General features: G+C 62.1%; 17 protein-coding genes. 11 read left to right on the top strand and 6 right to left on the bottom strand.

The genetic code is table 11. The features are described 5' to 3' along the window. Positions 1–82 precede the first annotated feature (82 nt). Complete coding sequence (locus tag ACMGF7_RS13900) at positions 83–922, bottom strand: oxidoreductase (protein WP_197763908.1); 840 nt, start codon at positions 920–922, stop codon at positions 83–85. A gap of 147 nt (positions 923–1,069) precedes the next feature. Beyond that, on the bottom strand, positions 1,070–2,080 hold the full coding sequence (locus ACMGF7_RS13895) for an AraC family transcriptional regulator (protein WP_049239882.1): 1,011 nt from the start codon (positions 2,078–2,080) through the stop codon (positions 1,070–1,072). A 271-nt stretch (positions 2,081–2,351) separates the two neighbouring features. On the opposite strand from ACMGF7_RS13895, the gene yegD reads away from it, so the two are divergent. After that, complete coding sequence (gene yegD / locus ACMGF7_RS13890; protein ID WP_085337330.1) at positions 2,352–3,704, top strand: molecular chaperone; 1,353 nt, start codon at positions 2,352–2,354, stop codon at positions 3,702–3,704. Positions 3,705–3,753: 49 nt separating this feature from the next. Next, positions 3,754–4,320 carry a GNAT family N-acetyltransferase gene (locus tag ACMGF7_RS13885; RefSeq protein WP_164095079.1) on the top strand — a complete coding sequence of 189 codons (567 nt, stop codon included), beginning with the start codon at positions 3,754–3,756 and terminating at the stop codon, positions 4,318–4,320. Here ACMGF7_RS13885 and ACMGF7_RS13880 read toward each other — a convergent pair. Next, positions 4,317–4,934 carry a pyridoxamine 5'-phosphate oxidase family protein gene (locus ACMGF7_RS13880; RefSeq protein WP_004941582.1) on the bottom strand — a complete coding sequence of 206 codons (618 nt, stop codon included), beginning with the start codon at positions 4,932–4,934 and terminating at the stop codon, positions 4,317–4,319. The genes ACMGF7_RS13885 and ACMGF7_RS13880 overlap by 4 nt on opposite strands. Positions 4,935–4,995: 61 nt before the next feature. Beyond that, a complete protein-coding gene (locus ACMGF7_RS13875; protein WP_015378734.1) occupies positions 4,996–5,949 on the bottom strand; it encodes an aldo/keto reductase in 954 nt (317 codons plus the stop codon). A 272-nt stretch (positions 5,950–6,221) separates the two neighbouring features. Here ACMGF7_RS13875 and ACMGF7_RS13870 point away from each other — a divergent pair, with 272 nt between their 5' ends. Genes ACMGF7_RS13870 through baeR form a run of 6 tightly spaced genes read left to right on the top strand, consistent with a single transcriptional unit; the run spans position 6,222 to position 17,207 of the window. Next, positions 6,222–7,475: an MdtA/MuxA family multidrug efflux RND transporter periplasmic adaptor subunit gene (locus ACMGF7_RS13870; protein ID WP_420286480.1), complete on the top strand. Its 1,254-nt coding sequence runs from the start codon at positions 6,222–6,224 to the stop codon at positions 7,473–7,475. Next, on the top strand, positions 7,475–10,594 hold the full coding sequence (locus ACMGF7_RS13865) for an MdtB/MuxB family multidrug efflux RND transporter permease subunit (protein WP_049239886.1): 3,120 nt from the start codon (positions 7,475–7,477) through the stop codon (positions 10,592–10,594). The genes ACMGF7_RS13870 and ACMGF7_RS13865 overlap by 1 nt, the downstream gene beginning before the upstream one ends. Beyond that, on the top strand, positions 10,591–13,671 hold the full coding sequence (mdtC, locus tag ACMGF7_RS13860) for a multidrug efflux RND transporter permease subunit MdtC (RefSeq protein ID WP_049239887.1): 3,081 nt from the start codon (positions 10,591–10,593) through the stop codon (positions 13,669–13,671). The genes ACMGF7_RS13865 and mdtC overlap by 4 nt, the downstream gene beginning before the upstream one ends. Positions 13,672–13,681: 10 nt before the next feature. After that, positions 13,682–15,112, top strand: coding sequence for a multidrug transporter subunit MdtD (mdtD, locus tag ACMGF7_RS13855; RefSeq protein ID WP_049239888.1), 1,431 nt, complete (start codon positions 13,682–13,684; stop codon positions 15,110–15,112). Beyond that, the gene (gene baeS / locus ACMGF7_RS13850; protein ID WP_420286479.1) at positions 15,109–16,491 is read left to right on the top strand and encodes a two-component system sensor histidine kinase BaeS; all 1,383 of its coding nucleotides are present in this window, start codon (positions 15,109–15,111) and stop codon (positions 16,489–16,491) included. The genes mdtD and baeS overlap by 4 nt, the downstream gene beginning before the upstream one ends. Beyond that, positions 16,491–17,207 (top strand): two-component system response regulator BaeR, encoded by a 717-nt coding sequence (baeR, locus tag ACMGF7_RS13845; RefSeq protein WP_004941568.1) that lies wholly within the window; start codon positions 16,491–16,493, stop codon positions 17,205–17,207. The genes baeS and baeR overlap by 1 nt, the downstream gene beginning before the upstream one ends. Positions 17,208–17,214: 7 nt before the next feature. On the opposite strand, the gene ACMGF7_RS13840 is transcribed toward baeR, so the two are convergent. Further along, on the bottom strand, positions 17,215–17,604 hold the full coding sequence (locus ACMGF7_RS13840; RefSeq protein ID WP_171404148.1) for a type II toxin-antitoxin system VapC family toxin: 390 nt from the start codon (positions 17,602–17,604) through the stop codon (positions 17,215–17,217). A 3-nt stretch (positions 17,605–17,607) separates the two neighbouring features. Next, on the bottom strand, positions 17,608–17,871 hold the full coding sequence (locus tag ACMGF7_RS13835) for an antitoxin (protein WP_004941563.1): 264 nt from the start codon (positions 17,869–17,871) through the stop codon (positions 17,608–17,610). 337 nt (positions 17,872–18,208) lie between these two features. Between ACMGF7_RS13835 and ACMGF7_RS13830 the strand changes: the two genes are divergently transcribed. From ACMGF7_RS13830 to yegS, 3 genes are all read left to right on the top strand, one after another. Continuing rightward, positions 18,209–18,547 carry a YegP family protein gene (locus tag ACMGF7_RS13830; protein ID WP_004941561.1) on the top strand — a complete coding sequence of 113 codons (339 nt, stop codon included), beginning with the start codon at positions 18,209–18,211 and terminating at the stop codon, positions 18,545–18,547. 178 nt (positions 18,548–18,725) lie between these two features. Then, positions 18,726–20,078 (top strand): tRNA 5-hydroxyuridine modification protein YegQ, encoded by a 1,353-nt coding sequence (gene yegQ / locus ACMGF7_RS13825; RefSeq protein WP_004941558.1) that lies wholly within the window; start codon positions 18,726–18,728, stop codon positions 20,076–20,078. Positions 20,079–20,545: 467 nt separating this feature from the next. Next, on the top strand, positions 20,546–21,451 hold the full coding sequence (gene yegS / locus ACMGF7_RS13820) for a lipid kinase YegS (protein ID WP_015378742.1): 906 nt from the start codon (positions 20,546–20,548) through the stop codon (positions 21,449–21,451). Positions 21,452–21,528 lie beyond the last annotated feature (77 nt).

Raw genomic sequence — 21,528 nt, 5'->3', positions numbered from 1 at the left:
GTCTTTAATGATTATGCGTCTGAACAGCGTTCAGACGCACCATTTTCACCGCCACCGACATAAAGCCCCGCTGCCCGACAATTTATTGCCCCCGGCGCGGTACCCCCAATGCCCGGCGCATCAGCCCATCGAAGGCGCGATCGGACAACAAGCGCCGCAGAAAAATCAGCGGTTTCGCGCCAAACCCCACGGCATAGCGCGTTTTCGGACGATGGGCGACGACGGCTTTGGCGATCGTATCGGCAATCACGCTCGGCGGCGATTGCCGTTTCTTGCTGGCGTCGCTGACCATGGCGTGGGCGACAGCGTGAGCCTGAGCGGCGTACTCGCTCTGGCCGGAAACGCCGATCAGTTTTTCCGCGGCGATATCCGCCCATTCACTCTGGATGCCGCCGGGTTCGATCACCACGACGTCGATGCCAAAAGGTTGCACCTCCATGCGCAAACAGTCGCTGATGGCCTCCAAGGCGAATTTGGTGCCGTGATACCATCCGCCCAGCGGCGTATGTATTTTCCCGCCCATCGACGTAATATTGATGACGGTGCCGGAGCGCTGCGCTCGCATGTGCGGCAAAATCAGCTGCGTCAGCCGAACCGCACCGAACACATTCACATCAAATTGAGCGCGAGCCTCATCCGCAGAAACGTCTTCAATAGCGCCATAGGAGCCGTAACCGGCGTTATTGACCAACACATCGATACGCCCCGTTTCGGCGATGACGGTCTTTACCGCCTGCGCTATGGAAGCATCGTCGGTGACGTCCAAAGGCAAAACGCGAATGCCGGCGGCAGCCAGAGCCTGCATGCGTTCAACCCGGCGGGCGGCCGCATAAACGGTGTGCCCGCGCTGCTTTAACGTGACGGCGGTGGCTTCGCCAATACCGGATGAGGCGCCGGTCACCAGGATCACTTTGGACTTCATACTGACTGCTCCTTATTAGGATGATTGCGTTGGCGACTGCCTGCGCAGTCTGTATGTTGTCCACTTTAAGCGACGGGCGCTGCCGCAACCATGTCGAACCGCGCCAATCAACTCGCAGAATGCGCCAACGTGAACAGCGCCTCTCGGCTAATTCAGCCGCATCGCCTGGCGAGCCGCTTCCGGCGTTTGCCCTGTCCATTCGTGAAAGGCGCGGAAGAAAGAGTTCGGTTCTTCAAAACCGAGCAAAAAGGCAATCTCTCCGTTGGTAAGGGTCGAATGCTTAAGATAGTGGCGCGCCAATTTTTCCCGGGTGCCGTTGCTCAGCGAACGAAAACTCTCACCCTCATCTTCCAGACGCCGCTGCAGCGTCCGGCGGCTCATGCCCAATCTTGCCGCCACCACGTCGATGCCGGCGGTATTGCTGGGAATCAACTCCAGCAGCACCGCACAAACGCGCTCTCCGGTGGTTGCCGTGGCGTCCAGTTCACTGAGGCGACGACGCAGCTCGGGTTCGAAAACGCGCCACATGCCCTCATTCACTGTCAAAAAGGGACGCAAGGCATCTGCGGAGGAGAAAGTAATGCCCGGCCCTGCCCCAGGCGTTACCGCGCAGCCGAAGAAGCCTGCCAAGGGGCGTGAAAGGGCTGCAGGCGGCAGTTCAGGCAAGGTGATACGGCGCGCTTTTACCGGTTCGCGCGTGGCAAGCTGCGCCAGCCGAACATAAAATGCCAGCTCAGCCACCAGCAAAGACGCCGGTACCGCCTCCTCCGCCAACAGCCAGCGGGGTGAAATCGTCATTTCGCCTTCAGGGCCGATGACGAGCTCCAGGCTCATCGGCGCCGTAAGTTGCTTGTATTTCGCTAACCGCTGGACAGCTTGCGCCAGATTGGCGCTGCACAGGGCGGCGAATATCGGAGGGTCAAACGATTCCGTTGACATCAGCGCAACGATTTTCAACGGAAACAACGGGTCGCCCGTTCCTTCCTCCATCGCGCGCCAGAAGCGGAAATATTCTTCCGTAGTGATCCCTTCAGCGGTGCGTGACAACAGATCTTCAGGCAATGCAGCCCGGCGTAAAACATCTGTCGGCTGGAGCCCCAGATCTTTCAGCAGGGTTCTCCAGCCGATATTCATGAGAAAGGTAGAGTTGCGCGTCATGAAATCCTCATCACAGAGTCATAGGGAAAGGCATTCCCCGCTCGGAATACCTGTTGAGTATAAAGAAATGGCGTGCGTCTTGATGGGCGAAGCACGCCATTTTCATAGCCGACTGTGCCATTGCTGCGGCTTGAGCGTTATCCGCACTGAGAAAGTTCGCGCACGCCGCCGCGCCCGCTAAATTTTTCGACACTCGCGCATTGGCGCATTGCCCGCCGGCCCCGTCTCGGGTAAAGTCGCCCCCCTTCATTGGCATGGGGACAAAAAAGAGATGTTTATTGGATTCGATTACGGGACAGCCAACTGTTCCGTTGCAGTGATGCGCGACCACGGCCCCGAGCTGTTGACGCTGGAAAACAACGCGCCGTATCTGCCTTCGATGCTGTGTGCGCCGACCCGTGAAGCGGTGAGCGAATGCCTGCACCGCCATTGGCAGATCCCAACCGGCAGCGAAGAAAACCAGCAGTTGCTGCGCCGCGCCATCAGTTACAACCGCGAAGAAGACATTCCGGTCAACGGCGACAGCGTGCTGTTCGGTCTGCAGGCGCTGGCGCACTACATGGAAGATCCGGAAGAGGTGTACTTCGTGCGCTCGCCGAAATCCTTCCTCGGCGCCAACGGCCTGAAGCCGCAGCAGATCGCGCTGTTCGAAGACCTGGTGTGCGCCATGATGTTCCACATCAAACGCCAGGCGGAAAAGGTGCTGCAGACCGGCATCGATCAGGCGGTGATCGGCCGGCCGATCAACTTCCAGGGCATCGGCGGCGACGAAGCCAACCGGCAGGCGCAGGGCATTTTGCAGCGCGCCGCCGAACGCGCCGGTTTCAAGGACATTGAATTCCAGTTCGAGCCGGTGGCGGCGGGGCTGGACTTCGAGGCGACGCTGAGCGAAGAGCAAACCGTGCTGGTGGTGGACATCGGCGGCGGCACCACCGACTGCTCGGTGCTGCTGATGGGGCCGCAGTGGCGCGACCGCGCCGATCGCCAGCAGAGCCTGCTGGGCCACAGCGGCTGCCGGGTCGGCGGTAACGATCTGGACATCATGCTGGCCTTCAAACAGCTGATGCCGCTGTTCGGCCTCGGCGGCGAAACCGCGAAGGGCATCGCCCTGCCGGCGCTGCCTTACTGGAACGCGGTGGCGACCAACGACGTGCCGGCGCAAAACGATTTCTACAGCGCCGCCAACGGCCGCGTGCTGCGCGATCTGATCCTCGACGCGGCAGAGCCGGAAAAGGTGAAACGCCTGCTGAAAGTGTACCAGCAGCGCCTGAGCTACCGACTGGTGCGGGCGGCCGAAGAGAGTAAGATAGCCCTGTCCGGCCAAACGGCCATCAGCGCGCCGCTCAATTTCGTGCAGGCCGATCTGGCGGAGAGCATCAGCCAGGATCAGCTCGCCGACGCCATCTCGCAGCCGTTGATGCGCATTCAGGAGCAGGTCAGCGCCGCGCTGGCCAGCAGCCAGACCGCGCCGCAGGTGATCTACCTGACCGGCGGCAGCGCGCGTTCGCCGCTGCTGCGCGCCGCGCTGCAACAGCAACTGCCGGGCATTCCGATCGTCGGCGGCAACGACTTCGGCTCGGTCACCGCCGGGCTGGCGCGCTGGGCGCAAACGCTGTTCCGTTGACAGCCCAAAGGCGCGGCTCGCCGCGCCTTTGTTTATTGGAGGCCCTATCATGTCCACCTTGCTTACCCTCGACAGCGCCAGGCTGCGGCTGCGCCCCTGGCGTGACGAGGATCTGCCGGCCTTCGCCGCGCTTAACGCCGATCCGCAGGTGATGCGCTATTTCCCGGCGCCGATGACGGCCGAGGAAAGCCGCGCGCAGGCCGAACGCATCCGCGCCTTCATGCAACAACACGGCTGGGGGCTGTGGGCGGTGGAAGTGAAAGACGGCGCGCCTTTTATCGGCTTTGTCGGGCTGGCGCGGCCGGGTGACGACCTGCCTTGCGCCCCCTGCGTGGAGATTGGCTGGCGGCTGGCGGCGGCTCACTGGGGCAACGGCTACGCCGCTGAGGCGGCGCGCGCCGCGCTGGCGTGCGCCTTCGACACGCTGCACCTGCCGGAAGTGGTGTCCTTCACCGCCGAAGATAACCAGCCGTCGCGCCGGGTGATGACGCGCATCGGTATGCGCTTCGACGGTGAAACCTTCCTGCACCCGCGCCTGCCGGCGGGCCATCCGCTGCAACAGCACGTCTTGTACCGGCTTAACCGGCAAACGTGGCGCGAACGCCACGGCGATTAATACAGCGTATCCTTCAGCCGCTGCGGCAGCGCGCTGTCGTACTCCTCACCGTCGAAGCGCGTTTGGCTCACCGCAGCCAAGATTTGGCCGGGGCTGGGCAGCGCCGAACGTTCGAGGCGGCGGCCCTCTTCCCACAACCCCGAACGCAAGATCGCCCGGCTGCACTGGAAGAACACCGCCTCCACCCGAATGCGCAGCACCGAACGCGGCAGCTGGTTGCGGTGGGCGAAGCGCTGCAACACCGCCGGCGCCACCACGATCTCCGCCCGCCCGTTAATCCGCAGCGTTTCGCCGATGCCGGGGATCAGCAACAGCAGCGCCACCCGGTTATCGTGCAGGATATTGCGCAGGCTATCGATGCGATTATTGCCGCGCCGGTCCGGCAACAGCAGGGTTTTCTCGTCTTCGATCTGGATAAAACCGGCCGGATCGCCGCGCGGGGAGACATCCATGCCGTCCGGCCCGACGGTCGAGAGGGCGGCAAACGGCGCCGCCTCGATAAACGGACGGTACGCCGGGTGGATATAGCTGACTTCTTTAAAAACCGAGGGCGCGGCAGGTTTGCCGTAAAGCTGTTCCAGCGCCGCGAGGTCGTTGATGATATCGCCAGACATTGCAGTTTCCTGAATAAGTCATATTGACCCCTTCAGCATAGAGCAAAATCGCCGGCGGCTCTTACTCAGCGCTGGCGTGGTTCAGCGTCTGAATGTCGTCCGCATCCAGCGTCAGGCGGGTGGCGCTGACCAACTCATCCAGCTGCGGCAACGAGGTGGCGCTGACGATCGGCGCGGTGATGCTCGGACGCGCAATCAGCCAGGCCAGCGAGACCTGCGCCGGAGAGCTGCCGTGTTTACCTGCCACCTGATCCAGCGCCGCCAGAATGCGGAAACCGCGCGGGTTCAGGTAGCGCTCGACGATGCGATCGCCGCGCTGGCTTTTGCCCTCGTCCGCTTTGCTGCGGTATTTGCCGGTCAGGAAGCCGCTGGCCAGCGCAAAGAAGTTGATCACCCCGAGACCATGGCGCTGCGCCACGCCTTCCAGCTCGGCTTCATACCCTTCGCGCGCATACAGATTGTATTCCGGCTGCAGGGTTTCGTAGCGCGCCAATCCGTTGCTTTCGCTCACCCGCAGCGCTTCTTCCAGGCGATCCGCCTGATAGTTGGAGGCGCCGATCGCCCGCACCTTGCCGGCCTTGATCAGCGCATCGAACGCCGCCAGCGTCTCTTCCAGCGGCGTATCGCGGTCATCGTCGTGCGACTGGTAGAGATCGATATAATCGGTTTGCAGACGGCGCAGCGAATCTTCCACCGCCTGCTGAATATAGCGCGGCGACAGCCCCTGTTTGCCTTCGCCCATCGGTTTGCCCACCTTGGTGGCGATGATCACCTGGTCGCGCTTGCCGCTCTTCTTCAGCCATTCGCCGATGACGGTTTCCGATTCGCCGCCCCGGTTGCCCGGCGCCCAGCTGGAATAAACGTCGGCGGTATCGATAAAGTTGAGCTGATTGTCCACCAGCGCATCCAGCAGATTGAACGAGGTCGCTTGATCCGCCGTCCAGCCGAACACGTTGCCGCCAAAGGTCAACGCCGGCACCTGAATGCCCGAACGGCCCAGTTGTTTCTTGCTCATCACAAAGGCTCCATGGGTTAAATGATTTGCCTGTTAATTATTAGCGCCAAATGCAGGAAATCGTTAAAACGGATTGGCTATAAGCCGGAATAAATCACTTATAAACATAGCACGCGCAAATCACCCACTTATTAAGACAATGCTGACGGTTCCTCCATATTTCCTTCATTTTTATGCCGTCTTCGCTGGCTAAACTAGTATCCTGTAAGGAGTGTCATTTTTGTGGCAATGAGTGCCCGCGCCCCTGCCTTTTGGAGAGAATTTTCACCACCATGAATGCAAAACCCCAACGTCGTTCCCTGCTTCTGCGCCTGCTGGCTGTGGCGATTGCGATCATCGTCGCCGTTCTGGCCTCGCGCCATTTCAGCGCAGCCCAACCGACCGCCGGGACGACGCCGGGCGCGCACCAGGCCGCCGGTAAAACGGGAGCGGGCCGCGCGGCGGGCGGCAGACGCGGCGCGCCAATGTCTCCGGTGCAGGCGGCGACAGCCACGCAACAAACCGTGCCGCGCTATCTTTCCGGCTTGGGCACCGCCACCGCCGCCAATACCGTGACCGTCACCAGCCGGGTCGATGGCCAGCTGATGGCGATCCACTTTACCGAAGGCCAGCAGGTCAAAGCCGGCGATCTGCTGGCGGAGATCGATCCCCGGCCGTTCCAGGTGCAGCTGACCCAGGCTCAGGGGCAGTTGGCGAAAGATCAGGCCACGCTGGCCAACGCCCGGCGCGATCTGGCGCGCTATCAGCAGTTGGTGAAAACCAATCTGGTTTCCCGTCAGGAGCTGGATACGCAGGCCTCGCTGGTGCAGCAAACCGAAGGCGCCATCAAAGCCGATCAGGGCGCGGTCGACAGCGCCAAACTGCAGATCACCTACAGCCGCATCACTGCGCCAATCGACGGCCGCGTCGGCCTGAAACTGGTCGACGTCGGCAACTACGTCACCAGCGGCAGCACCACCGGTCTGGTGGTGATCACGCAGACGCACCCGATCGACGTAGTGTTCACGCTGCCCGAAGGCAACATCGCCGATCTGCTCAAGGCGCAAAAAGCCGGGCCGGTGAGCGTCGAAGCCTGGGATCGCACCAACCAGAACAAGCTGACGACCGGTTCGCTGCTGAGCCTGGACAACCAAATTGATACCGCCACCGGCACCATCAAGCTGAAAGCGCGTTTCGCCAACGAAGATGACGCGCTGTTCCCCAACCAGTTCGTCAACGCGCGGCTGCAGGTGGATACCCTGCACGATGCGGTGGTGATCCCGACCGCCGCGCTGCAGATGGGCAACGAAGGCAACTTCGTCTGGACGCTCAGCGAAGACAACAAGGTCAGCAAACATCGGGTCACCGCCGGCGTGCAGGACAGCCGGCAGGTGGTGATCAGCGCCGGCCTCAACGCCGGCGATCGGGTGGTGACCGACGGCATCGATCGCCTGACCGAAGGCATGCAGGTGGAAGTGCTCGCGCCGAACGACGCGCCTGCGACGTCAAAAGCCAAGCGCGAACCTGACGTTCAGAGGAAGTCCTGATGCAGGTGATGCCTCCCAACGCCGGCGGCGGTCCGTCCCGCCTGTTTATTCTGCGTCCGGTCGCCACCACGCTGCTGATGGTGGCGATATTGCTGGCGGGGATTATCGGCTATCGCGCGCTGCCGGTATCCGCGTTGCCGGAAGTGGACTACCCCACCATCCAGGTGGTGACGCTATACCCCGGCGCCAGCCCGGACGTGGTCACCTCCGCCATTACCGCACCGCTGGAACGCCAGTTCGGCCAGATGTCCGGCCTGAAGCAAATGGCGTCGCAAAGCGCCGGCGGCGCCTCGGTGGTGACGCTGCAATTCCAGCTGACGCTGCCGCTCGACGTCGCGGAGCAGGAAGTGCAGGCGGCGATCAACGCCGCCACCAACCTGCTGCCGAACGATCTGCCCTACCCGCCGATTTACAGCAAGGTTAACCCCGCCGATCCGCCGATCCTGACGCTGGCCGTCACCTCCACCGCCATGCCGATGACGCAGGTGGAAGACATGGTGGAAACCCGCGTGGCGCAAAAAATTTCTCAGGTGACCGGCGTCGGCCTGGTGACCCTGGCCGGCGGCCAACGCCCGGCGGTGCGCGTAAAATTAAACGCCGCGGCGGTCGCCGCCTATGGCCTGAACAGCGAAACCATCCGCGCCGCCATCAGCAACGCCAACGTCAACTCGGCGAAAGGCAGCCTTGACGGCCCGACCCGATCGGTCACCCTGTCCGCCAACGACCAAATGAAATCCGCCGACGACTATCGCCAGCTGATCGTCGCCTATCAAAACGGCGCGGCGATCCGCCTGCAGGATATCGCCACCATCGAACAAGGGGCGGAAAACACCCGGCTGGCGGCCTGGGCCAACCAGCAGCAGGCGATCGTGCTGAACATCCAACGCCAGCCCGGCGTCAACGTCATCACCACCGCCGACAGCATCCGCGAAATGCTGCCGACGCTGATTAAAAGCCTGCCCAAGTCGGTCGACGTTAAGGTGTTGACCGATCGCACCACCACCATCCGCGCCTCGGTCAGCGACGTGCAGTTCGAGCTGCTGCTGGCTGTCGCGCTGGTGGTGATGGTGATCTACGTGTTCCTGCGCAACGTGCCGGCGACCATTATCCCCAGCGTGGCGGTGCCGCTGTCGCTGGTGGGCACCTTCGCCGCCATGTACTTCCTCGGCTTCTCCATCAACAACCTGACGCTGATGGCGCTGACCATCGCCACCGGCTTCGTGGTGGACGACGCCATCGTGGTGATCGAGAACATCTCGCGCTACATCGAGAAAGGGGAAAAGCCGCTCGACGCCGCGCTGAAAGGGGCCGGCGAGATCGGCTTCACCATCATCTCGCTGACCTTCTCGCTGGTGGCGGTGCTGATCCCGCTGCTGTTCATGGGCGACATCGTCGGCCGCCTGTTCCGCGAGTTCGCCGTCACGCTGGCGGTAGCGATTTTGATCTCCGCCGTGGTGTCGCTGACGCTGACGCCGATGATGTGCGCGCGCATGCTCAGCCACGAATCTCTGCGCAAGCAGAACCGTTTTTCCGCCGCCTCCGAACGCTTTTTCGAGCGGGTGATCGCGCGCTACGGCCAGTGGCTGAAAACGGTGCTTAACCATCCCTGGCTGACGCTTGGCGTGGCCGTGGGCACCCTGGCGCTGACGGTGCTGCTGTACCTGCTGATCCCGAAAGGTTTCTTCCCGGTGCAGGACAACGGCATCATTCAGGGCACGCTGGAAGCGCCGCAGAGCGTCTCGTTCAGCAACATGGCCGAGCGCCAGCAGCAGGTCGCGGCGCAGATCCTCAAAGATCCGGCGGTGGAAAGCCTGACCTCGTTCGTCGGCGTCGACGGCAGCAACGCCACGCTCAACAGCGGCCGGCTGCAGATCAACCTGAAACCGCTGAGCGAACGCAGCGACCGCATTCCGGCGGTCATCAGCCGTTTGCAGCAGCAAACGGCGCAGTTCCCCGGCGTGAAGCTGTACCTGCAGCCGGTGCAGGATCTGACCATCGATACCCAGGTCAGCCGCACCCAGTACCAGTTCACCCTGCAGGCGATGTCGCTGGACGATCTCAGCCTGTGGGTGCCGCAGCTGATGGATGAGCTGAAGCGCACCCCGCAGCTGGCGGACGTCACCAGCGATTGGCAGGATCAGGGGCTGGTGGCCTACGTCAACGTCGATCGCGATTCGGCCTCGCGCCTCGGCGTCACCATGAGCGACGTGGACAATGCGCTGTACAACGCCTTCGGCCAGCGCCTGATCTCCACCATCTACACCCAGGCCAACCAATACCGCGTGGTGCTGGAGCACGACGTCAGCGCGACACCGGGGCTGGCGGCGCTCAATGAGATCCGTCTGAGCGGCAAGGACGGCGCCGTGGTGCCGCTGAGCGCCATCGCCAAAATCGAAGAGCGCTTCGGCCCGCTGTCGGTCAACCATCTCGATCAGTTCCCATCGGCCACCGTTTCGTTCAACGTCGCCGACGGCTACTCGCTCGGCGAAGCGGTGGACGCGGTCACCCAGGCGGAAAAAAATCTCAACATGCCAAGGGACATCACCACCCAATTCCAGGGGGCGACCCTGGCCTTCCAGGCGGCGCTCGGCAGCACGCTGTGGCTGATTTTGGCGGCGGTAGTGGCGATGTACATCGTGCTGGGCGTGCTGTATGAAAGTTTCATTCACCCGGTGACCATCCTCTCCACCCTGCCGACCGCCGGGGTTGGCGCGCTGCTGGCGCTGATGATGGCCGGCAGCGAGCTGGACGTGATCGCCATCATCGGCATCATCCTGCTGATCGGCATCGTGAAGAAGAACGCCATCATGATGATCGACTTCGCGCTGGCGGCGGAACGCGAGCAGGGCTTATCGCCGCGCGACGCCATCTATCAGGCCTGCCTGCTGCGTTTTAGGCCGATCCTGATGACCACGCTGGCGGCCCTGCTCGGCGCGCTGCCGCTAATGCTGAGCACCGGCGTCGGCGCGGAGCTGCGGCATCCGCTCGGCGTCTGTATGGTCGGCGGTTTGATCATGAGCCAGATCCTGACGTTATTCACCACGCCGGTGATCTACCTGCTGTTTGACAAACTGGCGCGCAACACGCATCGCCAGCCGGATACGCAGGAGCTGCCGTGAAATTCTTCGCCCTGTTCATTCACCGGCCGGTGGCCACCACCCTGCTGACGCTGGCCATCGCCATCAGCGGCGCGATCGGCTTTCGCCTGCTGCCGGTGTCGCCGCTGCCGCAGGTGGATTTTCCGGTGATTTCGATCAGCGCGTCGCTGCCGGGCGCCTCGCCGGAAACCATGGCGTCCTCGGTGGCAACGCCGCTGGAGCGCGCACTGGGCCGCATCGCCGGGGTTAACGAAATGACCTCGATGAGCTCGCTCGGCAGTACCCGGGTCATTTTGCAGTTCGATCTCGATCGCGATATCAACGGCGCCGCGCGCGACGTGCAGGCGGCGATTAACGCCGCGCAAAGCCTGCTGCCGACCGGCATGCCGAGCCGCCCCAGCTACCGCAAGGTCAACCCATCCGACGCGCCGATCATGATCCTGACGCTGACCTCGGACACCTACAGTCAGGGGCAGCTTTACGATTTCGCCTCCACCCAGCTGGCGCAGAAGATCAGCCAGACCGAGGGCGTCGGCGACGTTTCCGTCGGCGGCAGCTCGCTGCCGGCGGTGCGGGTGGAGCTGAACCCTTCGGCGCTGTTCAATCAGGGCGTGTCGCTGGACACCGTACGGCAGGCCATCGCCAACGCCAACGTGCGCCGCCCGCAGGGCGCCGTGGAAAACCCGCAGCAGCGCTGGCAGATCCAGGCCAACGACGCGCTGAAAACCGCCGATGCTTATCGTCCGCTGATCATTCATTACAACAACGGCTCGGCGGTGCGTTTAGCCGACGTGGCCGAGGTCAAAGACTCGGTGCAAGACGTGCGCAACGCCGGGATGACCGACGCCAAACCGGCGATCATTCTGGCCATCAGCCGCGCGCCGGACGCCAACATCATCGAAACCGTCGATCGCATTCGCGCCGAACTGCCCGCCCTGCAGGAGAATATCCCGGCTTCGATTCAACTCAACGTCGCGCAGGATCGTTCGCCGACCATCCGCGCGTCGCTGGCCGAGGTGGAGCAGTCGCTGGCGATCGCCATCGGGCTGGTGATCCTGGTGGTGTTCATCTTCCTGCGCTCCGGGCGCGCCACGCTGATCCCGGCTGTCGCCGTACCGGTGTCGCTGATCGGCTCGTTCGCCGCCATGTATCTGTGCGGGTTCAGCCTCAACAACCTGTCGCTGATGGCGTTGACCATCGCCACCGGCTTTGTGGTGGACGACGCCATCGTGGTGCTGGAAAACATTTCCCGCCACGTCGAGGCCGGCATGAAACCGATCAACGCCGCGCTGCTGGGCGCGCGGGAGGTCGGTTTCACCGTGCTGTCGATGAGCGTTTCGCTGGTGGCGGTGTTTATCCCGCTGCTGCTGATGGAAGGCCTGCCCGGCCGGCTATTCCGCGAGTTCGCCGTCACTCTGTCGGTGTCGATCGGGCTGTCGCTGATCGTCTCGCTGACGCTCACGCCGATGATGTGCGCCTACCTGCTGCGCCACCAGCCGCCGCGTTCGCAGCGGCGGGCGCGCGGCTTCGGTAAAATGCTGCTGGGGCTGCAGCAGGGCTACGGGCGCTCGCTGAACTGGGTGCTCGGCCACTCGCGCTGGGTGCTGGCGGTGTTCCTCGCCACCGTTGCGCTCAACGTTTGGCTGTATATCAGCATCCCGAAAACCTTCTTCCCGGAACAGGATACCGGGCGTCTGATGGGCTTTATCCAGGCCGACCAAAGCATTTCGTTCCAGGCGATGCGCGGCAAACTGGAAGACTTCATGAAAATCGTGCGCGAAGATCCGGACGTGGAAAACGTCACCGGTTTTACCGGCGGTTCGCGCACCAACAGCGGTTCGATGTTCATCTCACTGAAACCCCTGTCGGTACGCAGCGACGACGCGCAGAAAGTGATCGCCCGCCTGCGCGCCCGCCTGGCCAAAGAACCGGGCGCCAGCCTGTTTCTGATGGCGGTGCAGGATATCCGCGTCGGCGGCCGGCAGGCCAACGCCAGCTATCAATATACGCTGCTGGCGGACGATCTCGCCGCGCTGCGCGAGTGGGAGCCGAAGATCCGCGCCGCACTGGCCGCATTGCCCGAGCTGGCGGACGTCAACTCGGATCAGCAGGATAAAGGCTCGGAGATGGATCTGGTCTACGATCGCGAAACCATGGCGCGCCTCGGCATTTCGGTGTCCGACGCCAACAACCTGTTGAACAACGCCTTCGGCCAGCGACAGATTTCGACCATCTACCAACCGCTCAACCAATACAAAGTCGTGATGGAAGTGGCGCCGCCCTACACCCAGGACGTGAGTTCGCTGGACAAAATGTTCATCATCAACAACGAAGGCAAAGCGATACCGCTCTCCTACTTCGCCAGTTGGCGGCCGGCCAACGCGCCGCTGTCGGTCAACCATCAGGGGCTGTCCGCCGCCTCGACCGTCTCCTTTAATCTGCCGGACGGCGGCAGCCTGTCGGACGCCACCGCCGCGGTCGAGCGCACCATGACTCAGCTCGGCGTGCCGTCTACGGTGCGCGGCGCGTTCGCCGGCACCGCCCAGGTGTTCCAGGACACCCTGAAGTCGCAGCTGATCCTGATCCTGGCGGCGATCGCCACGGTGTACATCGTGCTCGGCGTGCTGTACGAGAGCTATATCCATCCGCTGACCATCCTTTCCACGCTGCCTTCCGCCGGCGTGGGGGCGCTGCTGGCGCTCGAGCTGTTCGGCGCGCCGTTCAGCCTGATCGCGCTGATCGGCATCATGCTGTTGATCGGCATCGTGAAGAAAAACGCCATCATGATGGTCGACTTCGCGCTCGAGGCGCAGCGCAACGGCGGCATCAGCGCCCGCGAGGCGATTTTCCAGGCCAGCCTGCTGCGTTTCCGGCCGATCATGATGACCACGCTGGCGGCGTTGTTCGGCGCGCTGCCGCTGGTGCTGACCCGCGGCGACGGCGCGGAGCTGCGCCAGCCGCTCGGCATCACCATCGCCGGCGGCCTGGTGATGAGCCAACTGCTGACGCTGTACACCACCCCGGTGGTCTACCTTTACTTCGACCGGCTGCAGGCGAAGTTCCGCCGCAACAAGCAACTGGCCCCGCTGCCCCATTAATGGCCGACCGATGCTGATGAAACACGCCGCCACCGTACGCTGGCAACTCTGGATAGTGGCATTCGGCTTCTTTATGCAGACGCTGGATACCACTATCGTCAACACCGCCCTGCCCTCGATGGCCGCCAGCCTGGGGGAGAACCCGCTGCGCATGCAGTCGGTGATCGTCTCCTATGTGCTGACGGTGGCGGTGACGCTGCCGGCCAGCGGCTGGCTGGCGGACAAGGTCGGCGTACAGCGGGTGTTTTTCAGCGCCATCGTGCTGTTTACCCTCGGCTCCCTCCTCTGCGCCCGTTCGGAAACCCTGAACGAGCTGATCGCCTCGCGCGTGATTCAGGGCGTCGGCGGCGCGATGATGGTGCCGGTCGGGCGCCTGACGGTGATGAAGATCGTGCCGCGCGAGCAGTACATGGCGGCGATGACTTTCGTGACGCTGCCAGGCCAGATCGGCCCGCTGATGGGGCCGGCGCTGGGCGGTTTCCTGGTGCAATACGCCAGTTGGCATTGGATTTTCCTGATCAATATTCCGGTGGGCATCGTGGGCGCCATCGCCACGCTGCTGCTGATGCCCAACTACCAAATGCAGACCCGCCGCTTCGATCTCAGCGGCTTTATCCTGCTGGCGATCGGCATGGCGTCGCTGACGCTGGCGCTCGACGGCCATAAAGGCATGGGGCTGTCCGGCGGCGCCATCGTCGGTCTGGTGGCGCTGGGCGCAGCGGCGCTGTTGGGGTATGTTTGGCATGCCTACGGCAATAGCCGCGCCCTGTTCTCGCTGCGGCTGCTGCGCACCCCGACCTACAAAATCGGGCTGCTGGCCAGCCTGCTGGGGCGCATCGGCAGCGGCATGTTGCCGTTCATGACGCCGCTGTTCCTGCAGGTGGGCATGGGTTTCACGCCGTTCCACGCCGGGCTGATGATGATCCCGATGATCATCGGCAGCATGGGCATGAAGCGCATCGTGGTGCAGGTAGTCAACCGCTTCGGCTACCGCAACGTGCTGGTGGCCGCCACGCTGCTGCTGGCGCTGGTCAGCCTGAGCTTCCTGCTGGCGGCGATGCTCGGCTGGCTGTGGCTACTGCCGGTGGTGCTGTTCTTCCAGGGGATGATCAACTCACTGCGCTTCTCGGCGATGAACACCCTGACGCTGAAAGATCTGCCGGACCGGCTGGCCAGCAGCGGCAACAGTCTGCTGTCGATGGTCATGCAGCTGTCGATGAGCCTCGGCGTCAGCGTCGCCGGCATCTTGATCGGCAGCTTCGCCCATCACCAGGTGGTGGCCGATAGCCCGGCCATCCACAGCGCATTTATTTACAGCTACGGCTGTATGGCGTTGATTATCGCTCTGCCCGCGCTGGCCTTCGCGCGCGTGCCGGCCGATAGCGCGCCCAACCGCACGCTGACCAAAGAGCCGGGTACCGGCTCAACGAGGTTGCAATGAGGATAGGCATTACCGGAAAACTGTTCCTGGCCATTTTCGCTACCTGCATGCTGGTGTTGATCACCATGCATTGGGGGGTGCGCGTCAGCTTTGAGCGCGGCTTTATCGATTACATCAAGAGCAGCAACGAGCAACGCATCAACATGCTGAGCGAAGCGCTGGAGGAACAGTACAGCCATCATGGCAACTGGATATTCCTGCGCAACAACGATCAGGTGGTCTACCAGATCATGCGTTCGTTCGAGCAGAATAGCGACAGCAGCCACAATCTGCCGCCCAAGGGGTGGCGCACCCAGTTTTGGGTGGTGGACAGCCAGTTCAATCGCTTGGTCGGGCATTCGGGCCCCTTGCCGAAGGAGGGGCCGCGCCACCCGATCCGCTACAACAACGAGATCGTCGGCTGGGTGCTCACCACCCCGGTCGAGCGCCTGACGCGCAATACCGACATCAACTTCGATCGCCAGCAGCGGCGCACCAGCTGGATTATCGTCGCGCTCTCCACCCTGTTGGCGGCGGCGGTGACCTGGCTGCTGTCGCGCGGCATGCTGGCCCCGGTCAAGCGCCTGGTGGCGGGCACCCACCGCCTGGCGGCGGGCGATTTCACCACCCGCGTGGCGGTCAGCAGCCAGGATGAACTGGGCAGGCTGGCGCACGACTTCAACCAGTTGGCCACCTCGCTGGAAAAAAACGAGCAGATGCGCCGCGCCTTTATGGCCGACGTATCACATGAGCTGCGCACGCCGCTGGCAGTGCTGCGCGGCGAACTGGAGGCGCTGCAGGACGGCGTGCGCCAGCCGACGCCGGCGTCGCTCAGTTCGCTGCAGGCCGAGGTATCCACCCTGACCAAGCTGGTCGACGACCTGCACCAGCTGTCGCTCTCCGATCTCGGCGCGCTGGCCTACCGCAAGGCGTCGGTGGACTGCGTGCACCTGGTGCAGATCGCCGTCGCCGCCTTTCGCGAACGCTTCCGCGCCAAAGGGCTGGAGATCGTCACCCATCTGCCGGCCCAGGCGCTGCTGTTCGGCGATCCCGATCGCCTGAACCAACTGTTCAATAACCTGCTGGAAAACAGCCTGCGTTACACCGACGCCGGCGGCCGGTTGGAGATCGGCGTCGAACTGCAGCCGGGGCGGCTGCTTCTTTACTGGCAGGACAGCGCGCCGGGCATCAGCGATCAGCAACTGACGCGCATTTTCGAACGTTTCTACCGGGCGGAAGGTTCACGCAACCGCGCCAGCGGCGGTTCCGGGCTGGGGTTGGCGATCTGCCACAACATCGTGGAAGCGCACGACGGGAAAATCCGCGCCGAGCATTCGCCTTTAGGCGGCGTGCGCATTACAGTAGAATTTGCTACCCCGATCAAAAATAAGGCGCCCTGATGGACATTCAGAATCAACCCGTGCAGATCATGATTGTTGAAGATGAGCCCAAGCTGGGCCAGCTGCTGGTGGATTATCTCCAGGCGGCGGGCTACGCCACCCGCTGGCTGACCAACGGCAATGAGGTGGTGCCGACCGTGCACCAGCATCCGCCGGCGCTAATCTTGCTCGATCTGATGTTGCCGGGGGCCGATGGGCTGACGGTGTGCCGCGAGCTGCGCCGCTTCAGCGACGTGCCCATCGTGATGGTGACGGCGAAAATTGAAGAGATTGACCGCCTGTTGGGGCTGGAGATCGGCGCCGACGATTACATCTGCAAACCCTACAGCCCGCGCGAAGTGGTGGCGCGGGTGAAAACCATCCTGCGCCGCAGCTATCGGCCACAGGAGAACGCGCGGGAAGATGATCTGCTGCACATCGATGAACCGCGCTTCCAGGCCAGCTATCAGGGGCAGTTGCTGGATCTGACGCCGGCGGAGTTCCGCCTGCTGAAAACGCTGGCCAGCCAGCCGGGCAACGTGTTTTCACGCGAGCAGTTGCTGAACAACCTGTACGACGACTACCGGGTGGTCACCGACCGCACCATCGACAGCCACATCAAAAACCTGCGCCGCAAGCTGGAATTGATCGATGGGGAAAAATCCTTTATCCGCTCGGTATACGGCGTGGGCTACCGCTGGGAAGCCGAGCCCTGCCGGCTGATGAATGGGGTTTAGGGAGAAATCAGCGCGTCCAGTCTTCAACCGCCAACCCGGGCACCATGGCGAATGCGCGATCGTTGGTCACCAGCGTCGCGCCACGGCTCTGCGCGTGAGCGGCGATCAGTTGATCCATCGCGCCCATGACTTTGCCCTTTCTCTCCATGTTTGCCCGCATTTCACCGTAGCAGCGGGCGGCCTCGCTATCCCATGCATAGACCGTCACCGCAGCAAGAAAGGCCTCGACCATGTTTTGCAACGCCTTGTTCCGCCGTTTAGCCACACCGTAACGCAGTTCCGCCTCCGTGACGCTGGAAATACATACGGCAGAAGGCGGGAGCTTTTCCATGACGTTAAGCACCTGCGGATGCTGCCGAAACAAGTGGCTGACGGTGTTGGTATCAAACATGTACATCGCCTACTCTTCCTCTGAGAAGGGATCGCGGTCGGCAACCCCTTGCTGACGATCTTCCGCGCCAAGAAACTCTTGCGGCACCGGCGTTTGGGCGATAATGCTCAGCAGCGGTGCCCAGCTGTCCGGCTTTGCCGGATATTTGGATAAAATCACGTTGCCCTCCCGATCGCGACGGATATAGACACGATCCGTATCAAATTCAAATTCCACCGGTAACCTCACCGCCTGATTTCTGCCGTTTTTAAACAGCTTTGCGATCCTTTCCATCTCGACACCTCCACAGCAGGCATAGGCCAAAGCATATGCCTGTAGCGTGTCGATGCCAAGATGTATCGCTCATTTTTCATCCACATTGACGAAACGGCCAAACAGTAACGCACAATCTCACGGGGTGACACCCTGTTCCCCTCGTTATGCGGCGCACTGCGCAATCACGCCTTCTCCCTTAGCTTCCCGTGCGGCGCTGTGCCTCTCGGGCGAAAACTCCGCGCCGGCGCAAAAAAACTGCGCATTTTTTCAACTAAGCTGCTGTGAGGTTTAGCCGCCGATTTTCAAGCGATTGGCTACACTTACATCACGAATCGGAACCTACAGGAGAAGAACCATGGCAATCGGTCATTACGAGCTGAAAAAAGCAAAGAACGGACAGTACCACTTCAACCTGAAAGCCAGTAACGGCGAGATCATTCTGGCCAGCGAGATGTATGCCAGCAAAGCCTCGGCGGAGAACGGCATCGCCTCGGTGCAGACCAATTCACCGCACGAAGCGCAGTACGAACTGAAGCACAGCGCCAGCAATCAGCCCTACTTTGTGCTGAAGGCCAAGAACCATCAGGTGATCGGCGTCAGCGAAATGTACAGCTCCGAAAGCGCGGCCAAAAACGGTATCCAGTCGGTGATAAAAAACGGCCCGACCACCGATATCCGCGATTTGAGCGCCTGATCCCCCGTTTCACCCGCGCGGTGGCGGCCACCGCGCGTTTTCCGTTTGACCGGGATCAATCTCCCTTGAATAAATCCGGTTAACTGCTGATTTCTTGCCGCGCTGCGGCTACAATCCCCCGCTTTTACTGCGCCATCAGGTGGCGTGGTGCTGACCTGAAATCAGACCGAGACACACTATGTTTACACCAGAACTTCTCTCCCCGGCCGGCACGCTGAAAAATATGCGTTACGCCTTCGCCTACGGCGCCGATGCGGTTTACGCCGGCCAGCCGCGCTACAGCCTGCGGGTGCGCAACAACGAGTTCAACCACGAGAATCTGGCGCAGGGCATCAACGAAGCGCATGCGCTGGGCAAAAAGTTCTACGTGGTGGTGAACATCGCCCCGCACAACGCCAAGTTGAAAACCTTCCTGCGCGATCTGAAGCCGGTTATCGATATGGGCCCGGATGCGCTGATCATGTCCGATCCCGGCCTTATCATGATGGTGCGCGAAGCCTTCCCGCAGATGGACATCCACCTGTCGGTGCAGGCCAACGCCGTTAACTGGGCGACGGTGAAGTTCTGGAAGCAAATGGGCCTGACCCGCGTGATCCTGTCGCGTGAACTGTCGCTGGAAGAGATCGCCGAGATCCGCGCCGAAGTGCCGGACATGGAGCTGGAGATCTTCGTCCACGGCGCGCTGTGCATGGCCTACTCCGGCCGCTGCCTGCTGTCCGGCTACATCAACAAGCGCGATCCCAATCAGGGCACCTGCACCAATGCCTGCCGCTGGCAGTACAAAGCGGAGGAAGGCAAAGAGGACGACACCGGCAATATCGTGCACCTGCACGAGCCGATCCCGGTGCAAACCGTCGAGCCGACGCTGGGCATCGGCGCGCCGACCGACAAGGTGTTCATGCTGTCTGAAGCGCAAAAACCAGGCGAATATATGAGCGCCTTCGAGGACGAACACGGCACCTATATCATGAACTCCAAGGATCTGCGCGCCATCCAGCACGTGGAGCGTCTGACGCAGCTCGGCGTGCATTCGCTGAAGATCGAAGGGCGCACCAAGTCGTTCTACTACTGCGCCCGCACCGCTCAGGTCTATCGCCGCGCCATCGACGACGCGGCCGCCGGCAAACCGTTCGATCCGACCCTGCTCACCACGCTGGAAGGCCTGGCGCACCGCGGCTATACCGAGGGCTTCCTGCGCCGCCACGTGCACGAGGCGCAGCAGAATTACGACTACGGCTCCTCGCTCTCCGAGCGCCAGCAGTTCGTCGGCGAATTCACCGGCGTGCGCCGTGATGGCTGGGCGGAAGTCGACGTGAAGAATAAGTTCGCGCTCGGCGACAGCGTCGAAATGATGACGCCGGGCGGCAACGTGGTGTTCACCCTCGAGAGCATGCAAAATAAGAAAGGCGAATCGATTGAGGTGGCGCCGGGCAACGGCCATATCGTTTATTTGCCGATCCCGCAGGATATCGATCTCAATTATGCGTTGCTGATCCGCAATTTGGCGGAAGAAAATAGCGCCGGGGCATAAAAATGAATCGCCGTCATTCGGCGGCGATTTTTAGCAAATATTAGAATTGGATCACATCAATGCGCGCGCAGCTTGGTTACTATCACGCTGCTTAAAACGAACAACGAAAATATTTGCATAGCAATACTAGGAACCACCTCCTTAGCCGGCCCAATCTCCCTTGGGCTGGCTTTTTCTTTATGGGTGCGCCTATTTTTTTCCACCATGCCTATTTCCATAACTTATTCCCGTTATCCGTTTTAATAATAATAATCACGCCGCTTCGATATATAAATAACGCTATAGCGATTAATCCTCGCTTCTTTAACACTTCGCTTATTTCTGCGTAAAATTCAGATAAATTCGCCTTGCTTCATATTCACTGAGCGCCGGGAAATAAGCGGAATTAGCTGAATATTCTGATGGCCTGGTGGCGGCAGCTGGTTTATCTTGAGGCATTCTTGGTTTTCCGCCGGAGGATATCGGCAATGCCTCAACACTCACATGCGTCCGCCCTGCTTATCATCAACGGCAAAGGTGCCGGTAACGAAGAGCTGCGTCAGGCGGTCAACCGGCTGCGCAAAGAACAAATAACGTTGCACGTGCGCGTCACCTGGGAGCACGGCGATGCCGCGCGCTATGTCGCGGAAGCCGCGCAGCTCGGCGTCGGCACCGTCGTCGCCGGCGGCGGTGACGGCACCATCAACGAAGTGGCCGCCGCGCTGGTGCAGCTGCCGGCGCACAACCGGCCGGCGCTGGGCATCCTGCCGCTCGGCACCGCCAACGACTTCGCCATGGCGTGCAATATCCCTCCGTCCCCCGAACTGGCGCTGCAGCTGGCGATCAAGGGCCGCTCGGTGCCTATCGATCTGGCGAAGGTCAACGGCGAGCGCTATTTCATCAACATGGCCACCGGCGGCTTCGGCACCCGCATCACCACCGAAACGCCGGAGAAGCTGAAAGCGGCGCTGGGCGGCGTGTCCTACTTTGTGCACGGCCTGCTGCGCATGGATACGCTGCAGGCCGACCGCTGTGAAATCCGCGGGCCGGACTTTCGCTGGGCCGGCGAGGCGCTGGTGATCGGCATCGGCAACGGCAAACAGGCCGGCGGCGGCCAGGAACTGTGCCCCAGCGCGCTGATCAACGACGGCCTGCTGCAGCTGCGCCTGCTGATCGCCGATGAACTGCTGCCGGCGCTGGTCGCCGCCCTGTTCAACGACGAAGAGAGCAACAGCATCCTCAGCGCGGCGCTGCCGTGGCTCGAGATCGACGCGCCGCATGAGATGACTTTCAACCTCGACGGCGAACCGCTCAAAGGCCGCCATTTCCGCATCGAAGTGTTGCCGCAGGCCATCGAATGCCGCCTGCCACCTAACTGCGCCCTGCTGGGCTGACCTTGTCGGGCGCAGCCGCTGCGCCCCGCTTCTTCCCCTCTGTTCACCCGCTTCCGCGCACGATCAAATGTGATCCT

It is taken from the genome of Serratia sp. BNK-17 (assembly GCF_048684935.1).
Classification (GTDB): domain Bacteria; phylum Pseudomonadota; class Gammaproteobacteria; order Enterobacterales; family Enterobacteriaceae; genus Serratia; species Serratia nematodiphila.
This window is presented reverse-complemented; position numbering and strand designations above follow the sequence as displayed.

Excerpts from the sequence above, each read along its gene's own strand:
- yegQ (WP_004941558.1), top strand. The coding sequence starts at position 18,726 with ATGTTTACACCAGAACTTCTCTCCCCGGCCGGCACGCTGAAAAATATG.
- ACMGF7_RS13835 (WP_004941563.1), bottom strand. The coding sequence starts at position 17,871 with ATGGAAAGGATCGCAAAGCTGTTTAAAAACGGCAGAAATCAGGCGGTG.
- yegD (WP_085337330.1), top strand. The coding sequence starts at position 2,352 with ATGTTTATTGGATTCGATTACGGGACAGCCAACTGTTCCGTTGCAGTG.
- ACMGF7_RS13895 (WP_049239882.1), bottom strand. The coding sequence starts at position 2,080 with ATGACGCGCAACTCTACCTTTCTCATGAATATCGGCTGGAGAACCCTG.
- mdtD (WP_049239888.1), top strand. The coding sequence starts at position 13,682 with ATGCTGATGAAACACGCCGCCACCGTACGCTGGCAACTCTGGATAGTG.
- ACMGF7_RS13875 (WP_015378734.1), bottom strand. The coding sequence starts at position 5,949 with ATGAGCAAGAAACAACTGGGCCGTTCGGGCATTCAGGTGCCGGCGTTG.
- ACMGF7_RS13885 (WP_164095079.1), top strand. The coding sequence starts at position 3,754 with ATGTCCACCTTGCTTACCCTCGACAGCGCCAGGCTGCGGCTGCGCCCC.
- baeR (WP_004941568.1), top strand. The coding sequence starts at position 16,491 with ATGGACATTCAGAATCAACCCGTGCAGATCATGATTGTTGAAGATGAG.
- ACMGF7_RS13870 (WP_420286480.1), top strand. The coding sequence starts at position 6,222 with ATGAATGCAAAACCCCAACGTCGTTCCCTGCTTCTGCGCCTGCTGGCT.
- ACMGF7_RS13865 (WP_049239886.1), top strand. The coding sequence starts at position 7,475 with ATGCAGGTGATGCCTCCCAACGCCGGCGGCGGTCCGTCCCGCCTGTTT.
- ACMGF7_RS13830 (WP_004941561.1), top strand. The coding sequence starts at position 18,209 with ATGGCAATCGGTCATTACGAGCTGAAAAAAGCAAAGAACGGACAGTAC.
- ACMGF7_RS13880 (WP_004941582.1), bottom strand. The coding sequence starts at position 4,934 with ATGTCTGGCGATATCATCAACGACCTCGCGGCGCTGGAACAGCTTTAC.
- ACMGF7_RS13900 (WP_197763908.1), bottom strand. The coding sequence starts at position 922 with ATGAAGTCCAAAGTGATCCTGGTGACCGGCGCCTCATCCGGTATTGGC.
- baeS (WP_420286479.1), top strand. The coding sequence starts at position 15,109 with ATGAGGATAGGCATTACCGGAAAACTGTTCCTGGCCATTTTCGCTACC.
- ACMGF7_RS13840 (WP_171404148.1), bottom strand. The coding sequence starts at position 17,604 with ATGTACATGTTTGATACCAACACCGTCAGCCACTTGTTTCGGCAGCAT.
- yegS (WP_015378742.1), top strand. The coding sequence starts at position 20,546 with ATGCCTCAACACTCACATGCGTCCGCCCTGCTTATCATCAACGGCAAA.